This window comes from Serratia sp. Z4, from assembly GCF_009900725.1.
Lineage (GTDB): Bacteria > Pseudomonadota > Gammaproteobacteria > Enterobacterales > Enterobacteriaceae > Serratia > Serratia nematodiphila.
The window spans coordinates 1,467,101-1,487,808 of sequence record NZ_JAAABD010000001.1 but is presented as its reverse complement, the minus strand read 5'-3'; the positions used below and the strand labels follow the sequence as shown (position 1 = coordinate 1,487,808).

Genomic DNA, 20,708 nt, shown 5'->3' with positions numbered 1-20,708 from the left:
CGCGCTAGCGCAGCAGCGTGGAGATGTCGAGGTAGTGCGCCAGTTCGCGCTGCTCCGCGCGCGGCAGGTACGGAATTTCACCCAGCAGCGGCGCAGAAATGCGCTGCTGCAGCGCCGCGATGGTTTCGGCATAGTGCGCCAACCCCGGGTTGATGCGGTTGGCGACCCAGCCCAGCAACGGCAGGCCGTCGTTGATAATCGACTGTGCGGTCAGCAACGCGTGGCTGACGCAGCCCAGCTTGATGCCCACCACCAGCACCACCGGCAGCTGTTCCTGCACCACCCACTCGGCGTAAGGCCGCAGATCGTTCATCAGCACCCGCCAACCGCCGCTGCCTTCCACCACCACCGTATCGGCTTTGGCCGACAGATCCCGCAGACCGCTGCTCATCACGCCATAGTTGATGTCCTCGGTCGCATGCGCATGAAACACCTCATCCAGGCAGGTGATGGGATTGATCTCCTCGTAGGACAGCGGCAGGGTTGAAGATGCCTGCAATACCAAAGCGTCTTTATTGCGGATGCCCTCGCTGGTTTCCTGGCAGCGCGCGGCGATCGGCTTGTAGCCGGCCACCGAACGGCCTTCGGCGGCCAGCGCCTGCATCAACCCGCGGGAAACCACGGTTTTACCGACGTCGGTATCCGTGCCTGTCACAAATAAACGCTTCAACATGAATAAAATGCCCCAGAATGCCCCGTTAACAATGTATCGCCGCACCGGCGGCGAAGAAGTATTTCGGAAAAATTCTAGGGGATGCTGCCGCGTAGGGGCTTGAGGTAGCTCAATCTTTTGCGGAATTAATAAGAGGTTCTGATGTTAGCCTTGCAGCAGTTGCACCAGCAATGAACCGTTATACAGCGCCTCTTTCACCAGCGCCGCGCCGGGCATGGTGCCCTGATTGAAGAACTGCGTGGATTCGACCTTGACCTGCTCGCTGTAGGCCGGCAGCGCCTGCTGGCGAATGCAGGAGGCGATGGCCGGGTGCAGGATCTCCGCCGCGCGGTTGAGCGGCGAGCCCACCAGGATCTTCTCGGGATTGAACAGGTTGACCATGATAGCCAGAATGCGCCCCACGCTGTGGCCGACGCCGAGAATGATGTCCCGCGCCAGCTGATCGCCCGCCAGCGCGGCGTCGCACAGCGATTCGACGGTCAGCGGCGCGCCGTGCAGGCTGGAGCTCATCGAGCCGCTCAGCCGCTGCTGGGCGATCTCCAGCATGTTCTCAATGCTGGCCACGGTTTCGAGACAGCCGTGGTTGCCGCAGTAACAGCGTTTGCCGTAGGGATCGACCTGGGTGTGGCCGATCTCCACCACGCTGTGGCTGCCGGCGTGCAACACATGGCCGCCGGTGATCACCCCGGCGCCGACGTTGTGGTCGATCACCACCTGAATCACGTTCTGGCTGCCGCGCGAGGCGCCGTACAGCGCCTCGGCCATGGTCCAGGCGCTGATGTCGTGCTGCAGGTAAACCGGCAGGCCGGTGCGGGTTTCCAGCGCCGGGCCGAGCGGCATCTCCAGCACGTCGTAAAACGGCATGCGGTGCACCACGCCGGACTGGACATCGATCATGCCCGGCAGCGTGATGGCGATCGCCGTTAACCGTTCCAGCTTGCTTTGGTGGCGGATAAAGAACTGATCGACTTCGGTCAGGATGCGCTTCAGCAGCGGTTCGGGATGTTCGGCCGCCAGCGGCAGCTGTTCCTCCACCACCAGCTTGCTGCTGAGATCGCGCAGCGCCAGCGTGATGCTGCCGCGGCTGATGCGGGCGGACAGGTAGTGCCAGGCTTCGGTGTCCAGCACCAGCCCTACCGCCGGGCGGCCCCGGCTGCCGATCTCCTGGTACTCGGTTTCCTTGACCAGATGGGCTTCCAGCAGCTCGCGCACGATCTTGGTGATGCTGGCGGGCGCCAGCTGCGCGCGTTTTGACAGTTCGATGCGCGAAATCGGACCCAGTTGATCGATGAGCCGATAAACCGCCCCCGCATTGGTCTGTTTGATTTGATCGATATGCCCAGGCTGCCCAACCGCAATCACAAACCGGCTCCTACTATTTTTCGCGCTTCTAAATAAAGACTAGGGGTTATGGTGGGGCTTTTGTCATACAGCGTCAACTATTTGATTCGTTATGTGATTTGCTGCACAAATTCCTCGCAATTTCAGCGTGAATTGATTTTTATTTGCCCAAGCTCAACGTCATTTCAGCATCAACGCCATCAGCGACTGCGCCGCCGCGGTCAACGGCCGCCGGCGGTGGTGCACCAGCCACACTTCGGTGGTGGCGTCCGGCTCCGCCAGCGGCAAATAGCGCACGCCGTCCACCCGCACCCGGGCGAAAGACGCCGGCAGAATCGAAACTCCCAACCCGGCGGAGACCAGCCCGATGATAGTCATCGCTTCCCCCACTTCCTGGGTGATATACGGGGTGATGCCGGCCTTGCCGAGCAGCAGCAGAATTTCGTCGTACAGCGCGGTGCCCACTTCGCGCGAGAAGAAAACGAACGGCTCCCGCGCCAAATGTTGAAACCGCAGCGCGCCGCCGGGCGTTTCCGCCAGCGGATGCCCTTCCGGCACTACCGCCACCAGCGGTTCGCGCAGCAGCAGCTGATAGTGCAGCGCTTCCGGCAGCCGCGTGTTGCGCATCACCCCCAGATCCAGTTCGCCGTTCAGCAGCGGTTCGATCTGCTGTTTGGTGTTGATTTCGCGCATCTTGATGTGCACCTGCGGGGACTGCTGCCGAAAGGCGCGCAGGCTGCGCGCCACCACGCCGATAAAGGGCGCGGAAGAGGTAAAGCCGATGGTCATTTCCCCCAGTTCGCCGCGATCCAGGCGCGCCGCCTTTTCCGCCGCGCGGCCGACCTGATCGAGCACCTGATAGGCTTCTTTGAGGAACATCTCCCCGGCCTGGGTCAAACTGACGTTGCGGTTGTTGCGCGCCAGCAGCCGCGCGCCGACCATCTCTTCCAGCGCCTGAATTTGCTGGCTGAGCGGCGGCTGGGAGATGCGCAACCGCTCGGCGGCGCGGCCAAAATGCAGCTCTTCGGCCACGGCGATAAAGTAACGCAGGTGTCTCAACTCGATATTCATATTTAAAAAGTCTTAATTGTAATTATTAATATATTAGACAAAAAATTCGCCGCTCCCTATCATTTTGTTATCTGCAAAGTGTCTGTTTATCTCCCCGAAGTTCGGTAAGGAAACGCTGTGACAACCCCTGTGCGTTCTGCGGCCGTGATGCCGTCGACGCTGGCCGCCAACGATGACGCGGCCGCTGCGCCAACAGTAAAACGCTCCACCCTCAACAATAAACTCCCCTATATCGAACGCGGCACGCCGCAGTTTATGCGCGTCACGCTGGCGCTGTTTTCCGCCGGGCTGGCGACCTTCGCGTTGCTTTACTGCGTGCAGCCGATCCTGCCGGTGCTGTCGCAAGACTTCGGCGTCTCGCCGGCGGAAAGCAGCCTGTCGCTCTCGGTCTCCACCGGCCTGCTGGCGATCGGCCTGATGTTTACCGGGCCGCTGTCCGACGCCATCGGCCGCAAGTCGGTGATGGTGGTGGCGCTGCTGCTGGCGGCGGTTTGCACGTTGATTTGCGCCTTTATGACCAGCTGGCACGGCATTTTACTGATGCGCGCATTGATCGGCCTGTCGCTGAGCGGCGTCGCCGCGGTCGGCATGACCTACCTCAGCGAAGAGATCCACCCCAGCTTCGTCGCCTTCTCGATGGGGCTGTATATCAGCGGCAACTCGATCGGCGGCATGAGCGGCCGCCTGGTGACCGGGGTGCTGACCGACTTCTTCTCCTGGCGCGTATCGCTTGGCGTCATCGGCCTGTTCGCCCTCGCCGCCGCCTGCATGTTCTGGCGCATCCTGCCCGCCTCGCGGCATTTCCGCGCCAGCTCGCTGCGCCCGCGCACCCTGCTGATCAACTTCAAACTGCATTGGCACGATAAAGGGTTGCCGCTGCTGTTCGCGGAAGGTTTCCTGCTGATGGGCAGCTTCGTCACCCTGTTCAACTACATCGGTTATCGCCTGCTGGCGGATCCTTATCACCTGAGCCAGGCGATCGTCGGCCTGCTGTCGGTGGTGTACCTCACCGGCTCCTACAGTTCGCCCAAGGCCGGCGCGCTCACCTCGCGCTTCGGGCGCGGCCCGGTGCTGCTGGCGTCGATCGTGATTATGCTGATCGGGATCCTGATTACCGCGCTGCCGCAGGTGCCGGCGATCTTTATCGGCATGATGCTGTTCACCGCCGGTTTCTTCGCCGCCCACTCGGTGGCCAGCAGCTGGATCGGCCGCCGTGCGCGCCGCGCCAAAGGCCAGGCGTCGTCGCTGTATCTGTTCTGCTATTACGTCGGCTCCAGCGTGGCCGGCACCCTGGGCGGCGTGTTCTGGCACAGCTTCGGCTGGAATGGCGTGGCGGCGTTTATCAGCCTGATGCTATTGCTGGCGCTGCTGGTGGTGCATTACCTGAAACGGCTGCCGGAAGCGGCGCGCCTGTGAATGGAAAAAGCCGCGGTGGTTAGCCGCGGCTCGTCATGCCAGAGCCCGTGATTATTGACCGGGTTTCCAGCGAGTTTGCAGGTACTCCACCGCCTTGTCCGTTTGCGGCTCGGTCAGATAACGTTGCCGGAACAGGATGGTTCCCCCCATCCCCGGCAGGCTCTCGTTGAGATCCAACTGCCTTTTCAGCTCGGGGACGCCGCCGTCGACGGTCCAGGCCGGCTCGCTGGCCGATGGCGTGCCCACTTTATACAGCGCCACCCCGGCATAGAGCCGAACCGGCGTGTCTTTCACCACCTCGGCCCACCAGTTGGCCAGCACGTCGTAGCGAACAATTTCACGATCGAAAGGCCAATACAGCTGCGGTGCGATATAGTCGAGCAGCCCCAGTTTGACCCACTGGCGCGTATCGGCATAGGCCGTATCGTACGACGGCGCGCCGGCCCGCGTCGCCGAACCGGCAGGATCGTCCGCTTTGTTTCGCCATACGCCCGCCGGGCTGACGCCAAACACGACCGCGGGCTTCAGTGCTTTGACGGTGGCGGAAACCTGTTTTATCAATTGCAGCGTGTTGTCTCTTCGCCAGTCGGCCTTGTCTGCAAACCCTTTGCCGTATGCGCGATACGTCTTTTCATCATCCAGCGGCGATTGCGGCGTTTCGTAATAGAAATAATCGTCAAACTGAATGCCGTCGACATCGTAGTTTTTGACGACTTCAGCCACCACGCCGGTGATCCAGTTGCGCACCTCGGGCAGGCCGGGGTCGAGCACGAAGCGATCGCTGGCGGTGCGTATCCAGTCGGGATGTAGCGCATAGACGCTGGCCGGCGGCGACTGCAGCGTATGATTGAGTGCATCAATCGTTTGCTGTCGGGTATTCATGGAAACCCGATAAGGGTTCAGCCAGGCATGCACTTTGATGCCGCGTCGGTGCGCTTCTGTCAGCATAAAGGCCAGCGGATCATAACCCGGATCCTGGCCCACGGTGCCGGTCAATACCTCCGACCAGGGCAAGATGTCAGAACGCCACAGGGCCGTGCCGTCCGGTTTAACCTGAAAATACACCGTGTTAATCCCGGTTTTCACCATGTCGTCCAGCGCGTCCGTCAGCCCCTGCTTCTGCAGACGCACCCGCTCTTGCGTGGATTCCGCTTTCAGCGAGGCCGCCGGCGGCCAGTCCAAGCCAATGACCGTGGCCAGCCAGATGCCCCGCATCGGCGTTGCCGGCGGTACAGGCTGCGGAGGCTTTTCCGGCTCAGGGGGTTTGGCGCATCCGCTCACGCCCAGCATGGCGGCCATCAACAGCCATCCGCCTAGTTTTGTTGCGCCTGTCGGCATAAATGTTCTCCTTCCGTGAGTGACGGTTATCCCATGTCGCGGCGTGCGGAGCAAGAAACCGCCCGCTTTATCAACGCCATCCAGCGACCGGCGCCGCCCTTTCTGGCGACGCCTCTCCTTATCCCATCACCAGCTCAGCCCCGTCCCGCGAGGGAACGCCACCTTGCCGGTATTGGTTTGCTCATCGTAGTCATGCCAGGTATTAACCGGCAGTTTTCCGTGCGGTCTGATTTTCCCCGTCAGCACCTGCGCCAGCGATATCATCGAAGGGCCACGCCATACGCCGCTGTCATACCCGTAGTAAGAATAGGTGGCGACAGCCGCATCCACGTCTGCGGCATAGTTCACGATATCGTAAGGCGCGCGCAATGAGAGGTGAACGCATTTTTTCCCCTGCTCGGCGGCGTATTTCAGCCAGCCCGGGTAAGGGCTGCTGTCATTAGCCGCCCCGGTTGCGGCGGTCACGACCCCATCCTGCTCGGCAGGCGTAAAGCGGGTTGAGAGGGTTCCAAGCAAGAACACGTCGCAGCCGGCAATATGTTCCCTGACCTGGGCGTCGCTCAGTTCCGTTTCCTTCGCGGCCACGACGTTCTGATAGCCCTCCTGCGCCATCACGTTCGCAATGCCTTTGGCCTGCTCGCCCCACGGAGTCAGAATAAAGTAGCGCAGCGCTTTGTCCTTTAACGGCAGCAGACATTGACGGTTGATAACCACGGTAATGGAACGATCGGCAATCCGTTTCTCTAGCTGATGCGCGGAGGACGAAACGTCGTGGGAACAGGGTTTATCGCTATGGCCCATCAGGTGATGGCGCAATTTGAGGCGCAAAATGCGCTCGACAGAGGCATCAATATCGGCCTCGCTGAGATGCCCGGTTTTCACCCGATCCGCAAGGTAACGAATCAGGTCCGGCAGCAGGCTCGCCTGCGCCGGCGAGGCGATGCTGACAGGCATCAGGGCGATATCCACTCCGGCGGTAAAGACGTTTTCAGCCGCCGCTTGCTGGCTGAAATGCTCGGCAATCGCGCCCATATCCAGCGCGTCTGAAATCGTTACGCCGGCATAACCCAGCTCATTGCGCAGGATCTGGGTCTGGATTTCGCGCGACATGGTGGCCGGCACCGTGATTTTTTCACCGTTGCGGGTGTCGATCTGGCTGTTATCCAGTGCGGGGTACTGAATATGCGCAGTCATCACCATATCCGGCGCCGCGCAGCGATCGATGGCCTGTTTATAAGGGGCGATATCAATGGCAAAAGCTTCTTCCCGCGTACGATCGACGCGCGGCAAACCGGTATGCGAGTCGGTGGAGGTGCTGCCATGGCCGGGGAAGTGTTTGTACGCGGTGATCAGCCCCTGCTGTTTCATGCCCGCCACCATGTTTTCCGCCAGGCGGGCAACGGTGTTCTTATCATCGCTGAAGGCGCGAACGTTAATCACCGGGTTGAACGGGTTGGTGTTGACGTCCACGACCGGGGCAAAGTTGGTATTGATATGCAACGCGCGCATATCCTGGGCCATCAGTTTGCCCTGTTCAACGGCGAGCTGTTTATCCGCACCGCCCTCGATCGCCGCCGCCAGCGCCATATTGCCGGGGAATGAGGCGTAGTCGCCGCGCGGCAGCCGGAAAACGTTACCGCCTTCGTTATCCGTGCCAATAAACAAACGAACGCCCGCGTGGGTTGTCAGCGCGGCATACCAGGCCGTCAACGTTTTGATCTGCTGCTTGTCTTTCAGATTATTGGCAAACAGGATCACCCCACCGATGTGGTTATCGGTGATCAGCTTGCCAATGGCTGCATCGGGAACGGTCATATCCTGATTGCTGCTACCGTTCTGATCCCAGTAGCGAAAATCCAGCATGATTTTTTGCCCGATCTTCTCTTCCAGCGTCATGTTTTTGACTTTCTGTTTAATATCCACAGTAAACCTCCGTTTAAAGCACCCGTTAATGACAGAAGAAAAGATAACCCGAGGGGCTCATAGCGTCCTGCCATTCTGTTTGTTCCAGCAATTGGACAACGGCAAACGGAAAATGGATCAAACAAAATATCAACCAACAGAAAAAATCCATCAATGAATCAAACCCATACCAATGCAAAGTCTATTTCGCGCCCTGCTGTAGAAGTCCCTCTGGCGTATTTTTCGCTGACAAGCCGGGTGGCCAGTGAAGCCGCTCCCTCTTCGTTTGCCGATGTTGCCCCCAGTTGGCCACTCTTCTATAGTATGTTGTAACTAATATGGGAGTGTGCGATGAGCAGATACGATGTGATTGGCCGAATGAACGCCTGCTTTAACGAGCTGGAGCAGGCGCTCGGCGCGTTGCAGCAGCAGATCGCCCCGCTGCGGTTGCTGGCGGCGCGGGTGTTCAGCCTGCCGGAGGTTGAAAAAGGCCAGGAACATCAGGCCATTTCGCATATCGCGGTCGAGCAGCATGTGGGGCAAGCGGCGCGCGATCTGGCGCTGGAGCATTATCAGCGGCTGTTCATTCACCACAACCGGGAGAATGTCAGCAGCAAGGCCGCCGTGCGCCTGCCCGGCGTCATCTGTCTGGCGGTGGAGCAACCGGAGTATCAGGCGCTGCAAACGCAGCTGGCGCTGATCAACCGCCTGAAGGGCGAACTGGAGCAGATTATCACCGTCGATTCCGGCCTGGCGCCGGAGCAGCGTTTCGAGTTCGTGCACACCCATCTGCACGGGCTGATTACCCTCAGCGCCTATCGCACCCTCACTGCCCTGACCAATCCCGACTCCGTGCGCTTCGGCTGGGCCAACAAGCACATCATCAAAAACGTCAAGCGGGACGACATTCTGGCGCAGCTGGAGAAAAGCCTGAAAGCCGGCCGCGCGGTGCCGCCGCACAGCCGTGAACAGTGGGCCGCCCTGGTCAGCCGTGAGATCGACGACGTCAGCCGGCTGCCGCAGCAGGCGACGCTGAAGATCAAACGGCCGGTAAAAGTGCAGCCGATCGCCCGGGTGTGGTATCAGCAGCAGCAAAAACAGGTGCAGCACCCCTGCCCGCTACCGCTGATCGCCCTGTGTCAGGTTGAAAGCGGCGCCGCGGTGCCGAAGATCGGCGAACTGCTCAACTACGACGCCGAGGCGGTGAAACACCGTTACAAACCCGACGCCAGGCCGCTGCGGCTGCTGGTGCCGCGTCTGCACCTGTATACCGACGACGCTACTCGCTGAGGGCATACACCCGCAGGCGATGGCCGTCCGGATCTCGCGCCACGAAGGTGTAACCGAACTCCATCTCGGTCGGCGTTTGCTCGATAGTCAGCCCAAGTTCGCGCCACTGGTTATAGCGCGCCTCCACTTCTTGCGGATCCTGGCATAAAAAGCCCAGTTCACCGCCGCCCCCGGTCAGCGTGGCGGCGGGTTTTACCCCCTGTTTGGCCCACATCCCCAGCTTGAAGCCGTTGTTGAGCACGAACAGGGCAAAGCCGGGCGAAAGCTCCACCGGCGCCTGCCCCAGCAGGCGTTGATAAAAGGCGGCGCTGTTGAGCGGGTTGTCGACGTAAAGCAGGGTCATGCTGGGAAGGGTCATCGGTCTGTCCTTTGGGTGATGGGAACCGGCCGGTTCCCGATAGGCACAGACTAAGGCGCGCGACTGACAGTTTATGGCAGCAGCGTGCCGCTATTGCTCCGCAATGCCCTCGCTGAGGCGCCACTCTTTCAGCAGCCGCCGCCGGCCACGCGGATAGCGCTGTGCAAGCGGCGTGGCGGCCTGAATGCGATCGAGACGAAAATGGCGAAAGGCCTGACGCAGCTCGCACCAGGCGACCAACATCTGAAACTGATCGAAAAAACCCAGCGCAAAGGGCCACAGCAGGCGTTCGCTGCGCTGCCCCGCCAGATCGAGGTAGTCGATATGCAGTTTGCGCTCGCAGCGGATGGTGTCTCGGATCAGCACCCGCATCTCATCCGCCACCGGCGGCGCCTGAACCGGCGCGATAAGCAGCGTATTGGCCTCCAGCTCCTCCCGCAGCGCCGGCGGCAGCACCGCGGCGATCTTGGCCAGCGCCTGACCCGCCGCGCTCGCCAGTTGGCTGTCACCGCGGCGGCTGACCCAGCGCATCCCCAGCACCAGCGCTTCTGTCTCCGCCGGCGAGAACATCAGCGGCGGCAGCATAAAGCCGGGGCGCAGCACATAGCCGACGCCCGCCTCACCGGCGATTTCCGCCCCCTGCTGCTGCAGCGTGGCGATATCGCGGTACAGGGTGCGCATGCTGATGCCCAGCGTCTGCGCCAGCGCATGGCCCGCCACCGGATAACGGTGGTTGCGCAGCAGCTGCATCAGATCGAGTAAACGTTGTGCGCGCGACATATCACGGCTCCCTGCATAGCGCGGTTTGGACAAAATCGGCAAAGGCCCGCGCCTTGGCCGAGACGAAATGGCCACCGGGGAACACCGCCCACAGCGCCAGCGGCGGCAGTTGCCAGTCCGCTAAAGCCGCAATCGCCGCCCCGCTTTGCAGCTCGCTGCGAAACAGGCCTTCGCTGGCGACGGTGGCGCCAAAGCCCGCCAGCACCAACTCGCGCACGCACTCCGCCGCGTTAACCCGCATGCGCCCCGGCAACCGCAGCGCGCGCTGCTCTTCTCCGCGGCTGAAGCGCCACTGCTCGCCGCCGCCACGGCGATGGTAAATCACCATCTCGTGCTGCAACAGATCTTCCGGCCGCTGCGGCATACCGGCAGCGGCAAAATAGCCGGGCGTGCCGATCACGCATTGCTTTACCTCACCCAGCTTGCGGGCGGTAAAACCGGAATCCTCCAACTCGCCAACACACAGGGCAATATCGATGCCTTCTTCAATCAGCGACAGATTGCCGTCATCCAGCAGCAAATCAACGTGCAACCGTGGATTGGCGCGCATAAACGCCGTCAAATCAGGCAAGGGAACGATGCGGGCGAACACCGCCGCCGAAGCGACCCGCAACCGGCCGCTCAGGGTCTCGCCGGCGCTCTGCACCAGCGCTTCCGTCTCCGCCAGCTCGTTCAGGATACGCCGGGTGCGTTGATACAGCTGCTGTCCCGCATCCGTCGGCTGCAGGCCGTGGGTCGAGCGCAGCATCAGGCGCGTGCCGAGCTGCTGTTCCAGCCGCGCCACCGCTTTTGAGACCGCCGGCTGCCCCACGTGCAGCCGCCGCGCCGCCGCGGTAAAGGAGCCGCTCTCGTAAACGCAGGCATAGGTTTCGTAATCGGCAAATTTACCCATGGCATTCCTTGTTGGAATAACGGTTAGCATTTATTGCAGTCTACACGCGCCATTTTGGAATGGGCAAGATAAGCGCTCCCCCTCATTCCCGTCAGGAGAACGCATGACACTGCAAGACAAACTCGATGCCTTCAAAGCGGCATTCGAGGCCGACCAACTGCCGTTCAAACTCGCGGCGCAAGATCACGCGCTGATGCGTGAGGCTATCCAGGCGCAGATCGCGTCGGGCGTGGCCGAACGCGCCCTGAAGGTCGGCGACGCCGCGCCCGGCTTTACACTGTCGGACAGCGAAAACCGACCATGCTCTTCCACGGCGCTGTTGGCAAAAGGGCCGCTGGTCGTCAGTTTCTATCGCGGGATCTGGTGCCCTTACTGTACGCTCGATCTGCAGGCGCTGCAGGCCGCATTGCCCGCCATCACGCAGTACGGCGCGCAGTTGTTGGCCGTCTCGCCGCAGAGCGCGGTGCATAACCGCCAGGCCGCGCGCGATCACGATCTCACCTTTCCGTTGCTCAGCGATGCAGGCAACCGTCTGGCGGCCCAGTTCGGCCTGCGTTACCGCCTGCCGGACGCGCTGATCGCCCTGTATCAACAGCGGCTCGGCCTCGATCTGGCGCAGTTCAACCAGGATGACAGCTGGACGCTGCCGCTGCCAGCGCGATTCGTCATCGCCCGCGATGGCCGTATTGTCTACGCCGAAGCGCACGCCGATTACACCCAGCGGCCGGAGCCGCAGGCGCTGTTATCGGTGCTAGAGATGTTGGCTTGAAAAGACGGGGCGCAACCGCGCCCCATTTAGGCATGACGTCATTATTTCTGCATGCTGCCGACCATCGCTTCCGGCCGCACCCACTCGTCGAACTGCGCTTCGGTCAGGTAGCCGAGCTTCAGCGCCGCGGCTTTCAGCGTCAGCCCTTCCTTGTGCGCTTTCTTGGCGATTTCCGCCGCCTTGTCATAACCGATATGGGTATTGAGCGCCGTCACCAGCATCAGCGATTCATTCAGCAACTGGGTAATGCGATCGCGGTTCGGTTCGATGCCCACCGCGCAGTGCTCGTTGAAGCCCTGCATGCCGTCGGCCAGCAGGCGGATCGACTGCAGGTAGTTGTGGATCACCATCGGGCGGAACACGTTCAGCTCGAAGTTGCCGGAAGCGCCGCCGATGTTCACCGCCACGTCGTTGCCCAGCACCTGCGCGCACAGCATGGTCATCGCTTCGCACTGGGTCGGGTTGACCTTGCCCGGCATGATGGAGCTGCCCGGCTCGTTCTCCGGGATAGAAATCTCGCCGATGCCGCAGCGCGGGCCGGACGCCAGCCAGCGCACGTCGTTGGCGATCTTCATCAGCGAAGCCGCCAGCCCTTTCAGCGCGCCATGCCCTTGCACCAGCGCATCGCAAGTCGCCAGCGCTTCGAACTTGTTCGGCGCCGTGACGAACGGCTGATGGGTCAATTCCGCCAGCGCTTTAGCGACGCGCACCGCGTACTCCGGATGGGTGTTCAGGCCGGTGCCGACCGCCGTGCCGCCCAGCGCCAGCTCGGCAATGTGCGGGATACTGTCCTCGATGTGTTTCAGATTGTGCGCCAGCATCGCCGCCCAACCGGATATCTCTTGCCCCAGGGTCAGCGGCGTGGCGTCCTGCAGATGGGTGCGGCCGATTTTGACGATATCGCGGTAGGCTTCGGCCTTGTCGCTCAGCGTCTTGTGCAGCACTTTCAGCTCAGGGATCAGGTGTTCGCGCAGCGCAATCACCGCCGCCACGTGCATCGCGGTGGGAAACACATCGTTGGAGCTCTGGCTTTTATTGACGTCGTCGTTCGGGTGCACCTTGCGCTCTTCACCGCGCACGCCGCCCAGCAGCTCGCTGGCGCGGTTGGCCAACACTTCGTTCATGTTCATGTTGGTCTGGGTGCCGGAGCCGGTTTGCCAGATTGATAACGGGAACTGGTCGGCATGGCTGTCCGCCAGCACTTCGTCGGCGGCGTTGATAATGGCGGCGCCCCGTTCGGCCGGCAGCAGCCCCAGATCCACGTTCACCTGCGCGGCGGCGCGCTTGGTCAACGCCAGCGCGTGGATCAGCGCGGTCGGCATCTTTTCGGAGGAAATACGGAAATGCGCCAACGAACGCTGGGTTTGCGCGCCCCACAGCTTGTCGGCCGGTACTTCGATGGGGCCCATAGAGTCTTTTTCGATACGAACGCCTGCCATCACGATCTCCTTAGCATAATTCCTAAAATTGTAGGGTTAGGCCGACGCGCTCCCCCCCACGTCGGCATGCACTCCCAGTATAGTGACATAATAACTATTCGCATTAAGAGAGTTATCTCACAGCACGTTTCATCTCTTTTACCCATTAACGACGCGGTTATTTTCCGCCGGTTAACCCGCGGTGAAATAAACGGCCGGGAATGAGCCTGGAGAATAAAAATCTGGATAACCATTAACGCGGATGACGCGCATTAAAATTATTGATGCGCTGCGCCTGTAAATGATTGAGTTCATCGATCCGTTGCTGCTGCAGATGATTGATCTCGTCGTAGGCGTCCTGCCGTTCATGATGCCGATACGCCCCGGTCGCCGCCGCACCGGCGGTGAGTGCCAGCGGATACGCCACAGGCGCGATCGCGGCGGGAACCGTGACCGGGGCGGGTGTGACGACGATCGGCGCCGGCGCGATCACCACGGCGCGCGGCGCCGCGTAGGGATAGGCGACAATCACCGCCGCCTGGGCTGCGCCGGTGCAAAACCCCAACAGCAACAACAGTGTTTTCATGCAACAGACCTCTTGTTTCGTTAAATCGACGTGTTAGCCGTTACGGTAAAGGGGTCTGACGCCCAGGTTTAAGCTCAGCGTGTGATAGCCCGGTGCAGCGCGAGAATAATAATAAGGGAATGGCTCAGACGGTAAAAAATAAATTCAGCCGACATAGTTTGACATGCTGAAAAAATAAATAATGACGTTGAATGACCAGGCTAACGGCAATAATCCCCGTTGGGCCAAATAATAATCGATCGGCGGGTTTTCCGGGTCGCCTTGGGACCTGCGCGCCAATTGAGACGCCGATCGTTATCACGTTATACTATGGCCCCATTGCCGGGCGCGACGTTATCCGGCGTTTTTTTGATCGCGCCCATGATTTTTCCTGCCGACGCGGGCGTAGGATAGTCGTCGGCACAGATTTAGTTAACCGTATAAAATCAGTAGGTTATTGTCATCCAGTGCGACAATGACGTTAAGGACGTTTATCGACATGCAAAAAATGACCAACGCGGTACAGAATTACGCCTGGGGCAGCCACGATGCGCTGACCCGTCTTTACGGCATCGCCAACCCGGATAATCAGCCGATGGCCGAACTGTGGATGGGCGCCCATCCCAAGAGCCCTTCCCGCGTGCCGGGCGCCGACGGCGAACTGCGTTCGCTGCGCTTTCTTATCGATGAAGACCAGCCAAAACAGCTGGGCGCCGACGTCGCCAGCCGTTTTGGCGAGTTGCCGTTCCTGTTTAAAGTGCTGTGCGCCGATCAGCCGCTGTCTATCCAGGTTCACCCGAGTAAAGCGGCGGCCGAGATCGGCTTCGCGAAAGAGAATGCCGCCGGCATCCCGCTGAGCGCCGCCGAACGCAACTATAAAGATCCCAACCACAAGCCCGAGCTGGTGTTCGCCCTGACGCCGTTCCTGGCGATGAACGGCTTTCGCGAACTGGCCGATATCGTTTCCCTGCTGCAACCGATCGCGGGCGCGCACCACGACATCGCCGCCTTCCTGCAACAGCCGGACACCGCGCACCTCGCGACCCTGTTCGCCAGCCTGTTGACGATGAGTGGCGAACAAAAATCGCTGGCGCTCGGCGTGCTGAAAGCCGCGCTCAACAACCAGCAGGGGGAACCCTGGGATACCGTGCGCTTTATCGCCGGCTTCTATCCGGACGACAGCGGTCTGTTCTCACCGCTGCTGCTGAACGTGGTGCAGCTCGCGCCGGGCGAGGCGATGTTCCTGTATGCCGAAACGCCGCACGCCTACCTGAAAGGCGTGGCGCTGGAGGTGATGGCCAACTCGGATAACGTGCTGCGCGCGGGCCTGACGCCGAAATTCATCGACGTGCCCGAGCTGCTGGCCAACCTGCAGTTCCGCCCGCAACCGGCTTCCGGCCTGCTGACCCAACCGGAGCAACGCGGCAACGAGCTGTTCTTCCCGATCCCGGTGGAGGATTTCGCCTTCTCACTGCACGATTTGACCGCCGCACCACAGGCGCTGGCACAGCGAAGCGCCGCCATCGTGTTCTGCGTCGCCGGCGAAGCGACGCTGGAGAAATCCGGGCAACGCCTGACGCTCAAACCGGGCGAATCCTGCTTTATCGGGGCGTTCGAATCCCCGGTCAACGTCAGCGGCAGCGGCCGCATCGCCCGGGTTTATAACCAGCTGGCCTAACCGTTGATAAATTTCAGCAAATTGCTTGCTGAAAGCGAGAGCTACCCCCACAATTAAACGCCTGCGGGCGTTTTTTGTCGGCCCCTATTTTCCCCTCCCATGCAACGGAGGGTGATAAGAAAAAAAGGATGAAACAGAGCTATGAAAAAATCGTTAGTCGCTGTCAGCGTCATTGTCGTTCTTGGCGCAGCATGGACCGGGGCATCCTGGTACACCGGGAAACAGATCGAGCAGCACATGGGCGAAGTCGTCGACAACGCCAACGGCCAACTGAAAGCCTACCTGCCGAAAGCCGGCGTCAAGCTGAGCTATGAAAATTACCAGCGCGGCCTGTTCAGCAGTAAAGTGCGTTATGTGCTGCGTTCCGACGGCACGGATACCAGTGAAAATGCGGCGCTGAAAGCCGGTGAAGAAGTGGCGTTCCTGGAAACCATCGATCACGGTCCGTTCCCGTTCGCGCAGCTGAAAAAATTCAACCTGCTGCCGAGCATGGCGTCGGTGCATACCGAGCTGGAAAACACCCCGGCGGTGAAAGGCCTGTTTGAAACCACCAAAGGCAAATCGCTGTTTACCGCCGATTCGCGCATCTCGTACAGCGGCGATACCGCGTCCACCATCGACTTTATCCCCCTGGACTACCAGAAGGATAAATCTTCGCTGAAATTCAGCGGCGCCACCATTGACGCCGATGTGTCACGCGATCTGAAAAAATTCGCGCTGGACGCCAATAGCGACACTATCGTGTTCGCCAGCCCGAATGAATTCGGCCAAAACGAGCAGATCACCTTCCAGGGCTTCAACCTGAAAGGCAACAGCAACGAAAGCAAGTTCGGCGTGAAGCTCGGCGATCAGACGATGACGCTGAAGCAGTTCAAACTGACGATCGACGGTAAAGATACCGTGGCGTTGGACGGTTTCAATCTGGTGAGCAAGTTTGGCGAGCAAGGCAGCAGCAATATCGGCGGCCAGATCGACTACACCATGGACGCGCTCAAGGTGCAGGGCAACGACTTCGGTGCCGGTAAACTGACGCTGAAAATCGACAACGTCGACGGCAAGGCGCTGAAAGACTTCTCCGACAGCTACAACCGCCAAACCATGGCGCTGCTGCAGCAGGGCGAGAACCTGGATCCGGACGTCTACGAACAGCAGACCTCCGAGATGCTGCAAAAGAACCTGCCGCTGCTGCTGAAAGGCAACCCAAGCCTCAGCATCGCCCCGCTGAGCTGGAAAAACAGCAAGGGTGAGAGCGTCTTCACGCTGGATCTGGCGATGACCGATCCGAGCAAGGCCGCCTCCCCGGCACAATCGCCGGATCAGCTGATCGCTCAGGCGGTTAAAAAGCTGGATCTCAGCCTGACCATTCCGGAAGCGATGGCTACCGAAGTGACCGCGAAGACCGCCTTGTTGCAGGGCTATAATGCGGAAGACGCGCAGAAACTGGCGCAGCAGCAAGTGCAGGGCCTGGCGGCCATGGGTCAGATGTTCAAGCTGACCACCCAGAAAGACGGCGTGATCGCGAGCAAGTTCCACTACGCTGACAATCAGGTTGACCTGAACGGCAACAAGATGTCGCTGCAGGAGTTCATCGGCCAGTTCGCCATGCTGGGCGCCCCGGCGGAAGACGCTGAACCGGCGCAGGAAGCGGAACCCGCTCCGGCACCGGCGCAGTAATCGCCTGAAAACCTAACAAGGGCCCCCTGCGGGGCCCTTTTTATTTACGCCGCATAAACCGCATCGCGGATCTGCTGCGGGTAGCGGCCGCACATGCCTTCAAACGCGGTGTTGGTCAGTATCACCACGCTCAGCTGCGCCTGTGGATCAAAGAACCAGCTGTGGCCGTAAACGCCGCCCCAGGTCAGCGTGCCGGCGTGCTGCGGCGTCTGCGCTGCGTCTGGATCCACCAGCAGCGCGCCGCCAAAGCCGAAGCCCCAGCCCGGCCCTTGCGTTTGCGCCTGCGCGCCCACGTGCGGGCTGCGCAGCAACGCCACCGTGTCCGGCTGCAACATGCCCTGCCCGCCGCTGCGCAGCGCTTCCACCAGCTTCAGCACGTCGTCGGCATCGCCGACCATGCCCGCGCCGCCGGAAGGATAAGCCTCCGCATTAAGCGCCCGCGCGGGTGAAAACAGCACCTCGCCCCCCGCCATCTCCTCCGGCAGCGCCACCCGCAGGCCTTCATACATGCGCAGTGGCCCTTGCGGGGTGTTGTAATACGGCGTCGCCAGGTTCGCGGCGTCCGTCGCATGGAATGCGGTGTTGCCAAGCCCCAGCGGCTGCGCCACCCATTCGACAAACAGTTGCGGCAGCGACATGCCCGTCACCCGCTCCAGCACCGCGCCAAGCACATCGATCGCCAGCGAATAATTGAAGCGCTCCCCCGGCGCCGACAGCAACGGCGCCTGCGCCAACAGCCGCAGGTTTTGCTCCAGCGTCAGCGTCGACAGCTCCACGCCGTCCTGGACCCCCAACTGATGGTAAACGCCCGCCGGCGGTTGGTTCAGCCGATAGTCCAGCCCGGCGGTATGGCTCAGCAAATGACGGATCTTGATCGCCGGGCGCCGGCCGTCCGCCAGCGCCGGGGTAAACCACGGCAGCCAGTCGCTGACCGCATCGTCCAGGCTCAGCTTGCCTTGCTCAATCAAACGCAACGCCGCCAGCGTGGTATAGGGTTTGGAAACCGACGACAGCCGAAACTGCGTTTCCCGCCGCATCGGTTGCCGCGCTTCGCGATCGGCATAGCCGGCCGCCCCGGCGTAGCAAATTTCGCCCCGCCGCGCCACCAGCACCACGCTGCCGACGATGCGCCCTTCGGCCATCGCCTGTTGATCGATCGCCGCGATCCGTTCTGTTAACGCCTGTTGTATTGCCGACATGATTTTAATCTCTCTGAGGGAAAGTAAAACCAGTCTAAAACGTTCTTCATAAATTAAAATAAGGCATAATTTAATGAATCATTAAGCAGAGGTTATTGATAGATGAGTTCACTCCTGCAACTGCTGCCCTATTTCGAAGCCGTGGCACGCCTGGGCAACTTTACCCGCGCGGCCAGCCAACTGGGCGTCACGCCGCCGGCGGTGTCGCAAAACATTCAGGCGCTGGAGAATCAGCTGGGAGTGCGGTTATTTCACCGCACCAGCCGCTCGGTGCGCCTCAGCGACGAAGGCCGGTTGTTCTATCAGAAGGTGTCGCCGGCCATGGGCCAGATCGATGTGGCGGCGGACGATGTGCGCGCCCTGGGCGCACAGCCGGCAGGCCTGCTGCGCATTACGCTGCCGCAGCTGGCCGCTTCGCTGCTGGTAATGCCGCATCTGGCGGCGTTTCAGCGGCGCTATCCCGAGGTGCAGCTGGAGCTGTTTACCGAAGACCGCTTTTCCGATCTGGTGCTGGGCAGTTTCGATGCCGGCATTCGCATGCACGCCATGTTGCAAAAGGACATGATCGCCGTGCCGATCGATAACGGCCAGCGCCGGGTGCTGGTCGCTTCGCCTGACTATCTGGCGCGCTGCGGCGCACCGGCCACGCCGGACGATCTGCTCGCGCACCATTGCCTGCGCTACCGTTTTCCCGGCAGCGGCAAACTGGAACCCTGGTATTTCAGCCTGGGCGACGATGAACGCGCGCTGGACGTCAGCGGCAGTTTGATTTTTAACGAAGACAGGCTGATCAAGGATGCGGCGTTGGCGGGGCTGGGTATCGCACAGCGTTTTCAGGGCACGGTGTTGCAGGAGCTGGCCCAGGGGCAACTGGTGGAAGTGCTGCCGGGTTACGCCAGCGAAGCATCGGGATTTTTCATCTACTTCCCCGCCGGCAGACATCTGCCGCTCAAACTGCGCGCCTTTATCGATTTCATGCGCGAGCAACGTGAACGGCAGCATCGGTGGTAGGGGCGCCCCGCCGGCGCCCCTGATTGTCAGCGCTTCTCCAGCGCCTGGATGATGCGATAAGTCGCCTCGACCCGATCGTCGTTCGGGAACCATTTGTTGGCCAGCATCACCACGGCGATATTCTTCGCCGGGATGAACACCGCGTAGGTGGAGAAACCGCCGGTAGAGCCGGTTTTGTTATACCAGCCGGCGCGCAATTCCGGCTGCGGCGGCGTGATGGCGGTAGCCGGCGTGCCATTCATGATCATCCCGGCGTTGTTGCCCTCGATCAAACGCGACAGTTTCACCGGATACGGGTAGTTCTCCCACATCAGATCCTGCGTGAACGCGCCCGCCTTATAATAGCCGACGTGCGTCCCGGCCAGCGCGTCGCGCCATGGCTGTGCGACCTTCACCTGCTGCAGGTTGGCGTCCAGATAGCGAATCAGATCGCGAGCGTTGGACTTGATGCCGTAAGACTCGGCGTCCAGCGGGCCGGGATTGACCCGCACCGGCTTATCGTCCTTGTTGTAACCCTGCGCATAGTTGGCCATCTGCGCCGCCGGCACCTGAACGTAGGTGTGGCTCATGCCCAGCGCCGGCAACATCCCCTGTTCCATCGCCTGGATAAACGGCTGGTCGAGGCTTTTGGCGGCGATCATGCCCAGCATGCCGATACCGAGATTGGAATAGACGCGGTAGCTGCCCGCCGGGTGTTTCAGCTGCCAGGCCCGGTAGTAGGCCATCAGTTGGGCGTTGTCGGTCACGTCGTCCGGCACGAACAGCGACAGGCCGGAGGTATGCGTCGCCAGATTCAGCAGGCTGACGCCGTCGAAGGCGCTGCCGCGCAGCTCGGGCAGATAGCGGCTGGCCGGATCGTTGAACGACAGCTTACCCTGCTGCTGCGCATAGACCGCCAGCGTCGCGGTGAAGGTTTTGCTCAGCGAGCCCACTTCGAACAGCGTCTGCTCGGTGATCGGTTTGCCGGTCTGCTTCGAGGCCACGCCATACGGGTAAATCTGCTGTTTGCCGTCAACCGACACGGCGATCGCCATGCCCGGCACGCCATATTTTTTCATCAGCGGCTGAATAACGGCGTCGATATCCTGCTGCTGTGCGGCCTGTGCGGTCGGCAGGATCAGCGCGGCGATCAACGCGGCCGCCAGGCGGTTCATTTTCGTCATGATAGAAGCTCTCAGGTTGCAGGGCATCGGCCGCGGCCAAAAGTTTTTATTGGCGTTATGCACGGCGCTTTCCCTGGTTGATGATGTCATTCCTTTACGGCTGCCGCGACGCTCTCAGCAGCCGCGCCAAATATCGGATTTTGCCGCCGGGTTGACAAGCGATAATAATT

General features: G+C 60.9%; 18 protein-coding genes. 6 read left to right on the top strand and 12 right to left on the bottom strand.

Annotation, left to right across the window (positions count from 1 at the left end; genetic code table 11):
* Positions 1-4 precede the first annotated feature (4 nt).
* From bioD to GT753_RS07385, 3 genes are all read right to left on the bottom strand, one after another.
* On the bottom strand, positions 5-673 hold the full coding sequence (gene bioD / locus GT753_RS07395; protein ID WP_004938529.1) for a dethiobiotin synthase: 669 nt from the start codon (positions 671-673) through the stop codon (positions 5-7).
* 144 nt (positions 674-817) lie between these two features.
* Complete coding sequence (locus GT753_RS07390) at positions 818-2,035, bottom strand: ROK family transcriptional regulator (RefSeq protein ID WP_004938526.1); 1,218 nt, start codon at positions 2,033-2,035, stop codon at positions 818-820.
* Positions 2,036-2,194: 159 nt separating this feature from the next.
* The gene (locus GT753_RS07385) at positions 2,195-3,085 is read right to left on the bottom strand and encodes a LysR family transcriptional regulator (RefSeq protein WP_004938523.1); all 891 of its coding nucleotides are present in this window, start codon (positions 3,083-3,085) and stop codon (positions 2,195-2,197) included.
* 147 nt (positions 3,086-3,232) lie between these two features.
* Here GT753_RS07385 and GT753_RS07380 point away from each other — a divergent pair, with 147 nt between their 5' ends.
* The gene (locus tag GT753_RS07380) at positions 3,233-4,501 is read left to right on the top strand and encodes an MFS transporter (protein ID WP_171404708.1); all 1,269 of its coding nucleotides are present in this window, start codon (positions 3,233-3,235) and stop codon (positions 4,499-4,501) included.
* Positions 4,502-4,552: 51 nt separating this feature from the next.
* On the opposite strand, the gene GT753_RS07375 is transcribed toward GT753_RS07380, so the two are convergent.
* Both GT753_RS07375 and GT753_RS07370 read right to left on the bottom strand, forming a co-directional pair.
* Entirely contained in the window at positions 4,553-5,839 is a 1,287-nt protein-coding gene (locus GT753_RS07375; RefSeq protein ID WP_371732141.1) for a glycoside hydrolase family 10 protein, read from the bottom strand.
* A 126-nt stretch (positions 5,840-5,965) separates the two neighbouring features.
* Positions 5,966-7,762, bottom strand: coding sequence for a glycoside hydrolase family 3 protein (locus GT753_RS07370; protein ID WP_160125440.1), 1,797 nt, complete (start codon positions 7,760-7,762; stop codon positions 5,966-5,968).
* 330 nt (positions 7,763-8,092) lie between these two features.
* Here GT753_RS07370 and tus point away from each other — a divergent pair, with 330 nt between their 5' ends.
* Positions 8,093-9,031: a DNA replication terminus site-binding protein gene (gene tus / locus GT753_RS07365; protein WP_015377774.1), complete on the top strand. Its 939-nt coding sequence runs from the start codon at positions 8,093-8,095 to the stop codon at positions 9,029-9,031.
* On the opposite strand, the gene GT753_RS07360 is transcribed toward tus, so the two are convergent.
* The 3 genes from GT753_RS07360 to GT753_RS07350 all read right to left on the bottom strand — a co-directional run bounded on the left by GT753_RS07360 (position 9,021) and on the right by GT753_RS07350 (position 11,061).
* Positions 9,021-9,389 (bottom strand): VOC family protein, encoded by a 369-nt coding sequence (locus GT753_RS07360; RefSeq protein WP_004938508.1) that lies wholly within the window; start codon positions 9,387-9,389, stop codon positions 9,021-9,023. The genes tus and GT753_RS07360 overlap by 11 nt on opposite strands.
* 90 nt (positions 9,390-9,479) lie before the next feature.
* Entirely contained in the window at positions 9,480-10,169 is a 690-nt protein-coding gene (locus GT753_RS07355; RefSeq protein WP_015377773.1) for a YafY family protein, read from the bottom strand.
* A 1-nt stretch (position 10,170) separates the two neighbouring features.
* Positions 10,171-11,061, bottom strand: coding sequence for a LysR family transcriptional regulator (locus GT753_RS07350; RefSeq protein ID WP_015377772.1), 891 nt, complete (start codon positions 11,059-11,061; stop codon positions 10,171-10,173).
* A gap of 103 nt (positions 11,062-11,164) precedes the next feature.
* Between GT753_RS07350 and GT753_RS07345 the strand changes: the two genes are divergently transcribed.
* The gene (locus GT753_RS07345; RefSeq protein WP_160125439.1) at positions 11,165-11,830 is read left to right on the top strand and encodes a peroxiredoxin-like family protein; all 666 of its coding nucleotides are present in this window, start codon (positions 11,165-11,167) and stop codon (positions 11,828-11,830) included.
* A gap of 41 nt (positions 11,831-11,871) precedes the next feature.
* On the opposite strand, the gene fumC is transcribed toward GT753_RS07345, so the two are convergent.
* Together fumC and GT753_RS07335 are read right to left on the bottom strand one after the other, a co-directional pair.
* Positions 11,872-13,269 (bottom strand): class II fumarate hydratase, encoded by a 1,398-nt coding sequence (fumC, locus tag GT753_RS07340; RefSeq protein ID WP_047727634.1) that lies wholly within the window; start codon positions 13,267-13,269, stop codon positions 11,872-11,874.
* Positions 13,270-13,501: 232 nt separating this feature from the next.
* Complete coding sequence (locus GT753_RS07335) at positions 13,502-13,834, bottom strand: hypothetical protein (RefSeq protein WP_021505432.1); 333 nt, start codon at positions 13,832-13,834, stop codon at positions 13,502-13,504.
* Between the two features lie 478 nt (positions 13,835-14,312).
* On the opposite strand from GT753_RS07335, the gene manA reads away from it, so the two are divergent.
* Both manA and GT753_RS07325 read left to right on the top strand, forming a co-directional pair.
* Positions 14,313-15,491: a mannose-6-phosphate isomerase gene (gene manA, locus GT753_RS07330; protein ID WP_015377769.1), complete on the top strand. Its 1,179-nt coding sequence runs from the start codon at positions 14,313-14,315 to the stop codon at positions 15,489-15,491.
* Between the two features lie 141 nt (positions 15,492-15,632).
* Positions 15,633-17,165, top strand: coding sequence for a YdgA family protein (locus tag GT753_RS07325; RefSeq protein ID WP_015377768.1), 1,533 nt, complete (start codon positions 15,633-15,635; stop codon positions 17,163-17,165).
* 44 nt (positions 17,166-17,209) lie between these two features.
* Here GT753_RS07325 and GT753_RS07320 read toward each other — a convergent pair whose 3' ends face one another.
* Complete coding sequence (locus GT753_RS07320) at positions 17,210-18,364, bottom strand: serine hydrolase (protein WP_160125438.1); 1,155 nt, start codon at positions 18,362-18,364, stop codon at positions 17,210-17,212.
* A gap of 102 nt (positions 18,365-18,466) precedes the next feature.
* On the opposite strand from GT753_RS07320, the gene GT753_RS07315 reads away from it, so the two are divergent.
* Positions 18,467-19,375 (top strand): LysR family transcriptional regulator, encoded by a 909-nt coding sequence (locus tag GT753_RS07315; RefSeq protein WP_021505436.1) that lies wholly within the window; start codon positions 18,467-18,469, stop codon positions 19,373-19,375.
* Between the two features lie 26 nt (positions 19,376-19,401).
* Here GT753_RS07315 and blaSRT read toward each other — a convergent pair whose 3' ends face one another.
* A complete protein-coding gene (gene blaSRT, locus GT753_RS07310; RefSeq protein ID WP_160125437.1) occupies positions 19,402-20,538 on the bottom strand; it encodes an SRT/SST family class C beta-lactamase in 1,137 nt (378 codons plus the stop codon).
* Between the last annotated feature and the right edge of the window lie 170 nt (positions 20,539-20,708).

Excerpts from the sequence above, each read along its gene's own strand:
- bioD (WP_004938529.1), bottom strand. The coding sequence starts at position 673 with ATGTTGAAGCGTTTATTTGTGACAGGCACGGATACCGACGTCGGTAAA.
- GT753_RS07385 (WP_004938523.1), bottom strand. The coding sequence starts at position 3,085 with ATGAATATCGAGTTGAGACACCTGCGTTACTTTATCGCCGTGGCCGAA.
- GT753_RS07380 (WP_171404708.1), top strand. The coding sequence starts at position 3,233 with ATGCCGTCGACGCTGGCCGCCAACGATGACGCGGCCGCTGCGCCAACA.
- GT753_RS07375 (WP_371732141.1), bottom strand. The coding sequence starts at position 5,839 with ATGCCGACAGGCGCAACAAAACTAGGCGGATGGCTGTTGATGGCCGCC.
- tus (WP_015377774.1), top strand. The coding sequence starts at position 8,093 with ATGAGCAGATACGATGTGATTGGCCGAATGAACGCCTGCTTTAACGAG.
- GT753_RS07360 (WP_004938508.1), bottom strand. The coding sequence starts at position 9,389 with ATGACCCTTCCCAGCATGACCCTGCTTTACGTCGACAACCCGCTCAAC.
- GT753_RS07355 (WP_015377773.1), bottom strand. The coding sequence starts at position 10,169 with ATGTCGCGCGCACAACGTTTACTCGATCTGATGCAGCTGCTGCGCAAC.
- GT753_RS07350 (WP_015377772.1), bottom strand. The coding sequence starts at position 11,061 with ATGGGTAAATTTGCCGATTACGAAACCTATGCCTGCGTTTACGAGAGC.
- GT753_RS07345 (WP_160125439.1), top strand. The coding sequence starts at position 11,165 with ATGACACTGCAAGACAAACTCGATGCCTTCAAAGCGGCATTCGAGGCC.
- fumC (WP_047727634.1), bottom strand. The coding sequence starts at position 13,269 with ATGGCAGGCGTTCGTATCGAAAAAGACTCTATGGGCCCCATCGAAGTA.
- GT753_RS07335 (WP_021505432.1), bottom strand. The coding sequence starts at position 13,834 with ATGAAAACACTGTTGTTGCTGTTGGGGTTTTGCACCGGCGCAGCCCAG.
- manA (WP_015377769.1), top strand. The coding sequence starts at position 14,313 with ATGCAAAAAATGACCAACGCGGTACAGAATTACGCCTGGGGCAGCCAC.
- GT753_RS07325 (WP_015377768.1), top strand. The coding sequence starts at position 15,633 with ATGAAAAAATCGTTAGTCGCTGTCAGCGTCATTGTCGTTCTTGGCGCA.
- GT753_RS07320 (WP_160125438.1), bottom strand. The coding sequence starts at position 18,364 with ATGTCGGCAATACAACAGGCGTTAACAGAACGGATCGCGGCGATCGAT.
- GT753_RS07315 (WP_021505436.1), top strand. The coding sequence starts at position 18,467 with ATGAGTTCACTCCTGCAACTGCTGCCCTATTTCGAAGCCGTGGCACGC.
- blaSRT (WP_160125437.1), bottom strand. The coding sequence starts at position 20,538 with ATGACGAAAATGAACCGCCTGGCGGCCGCGTTGATCGCCGCGCTGATC.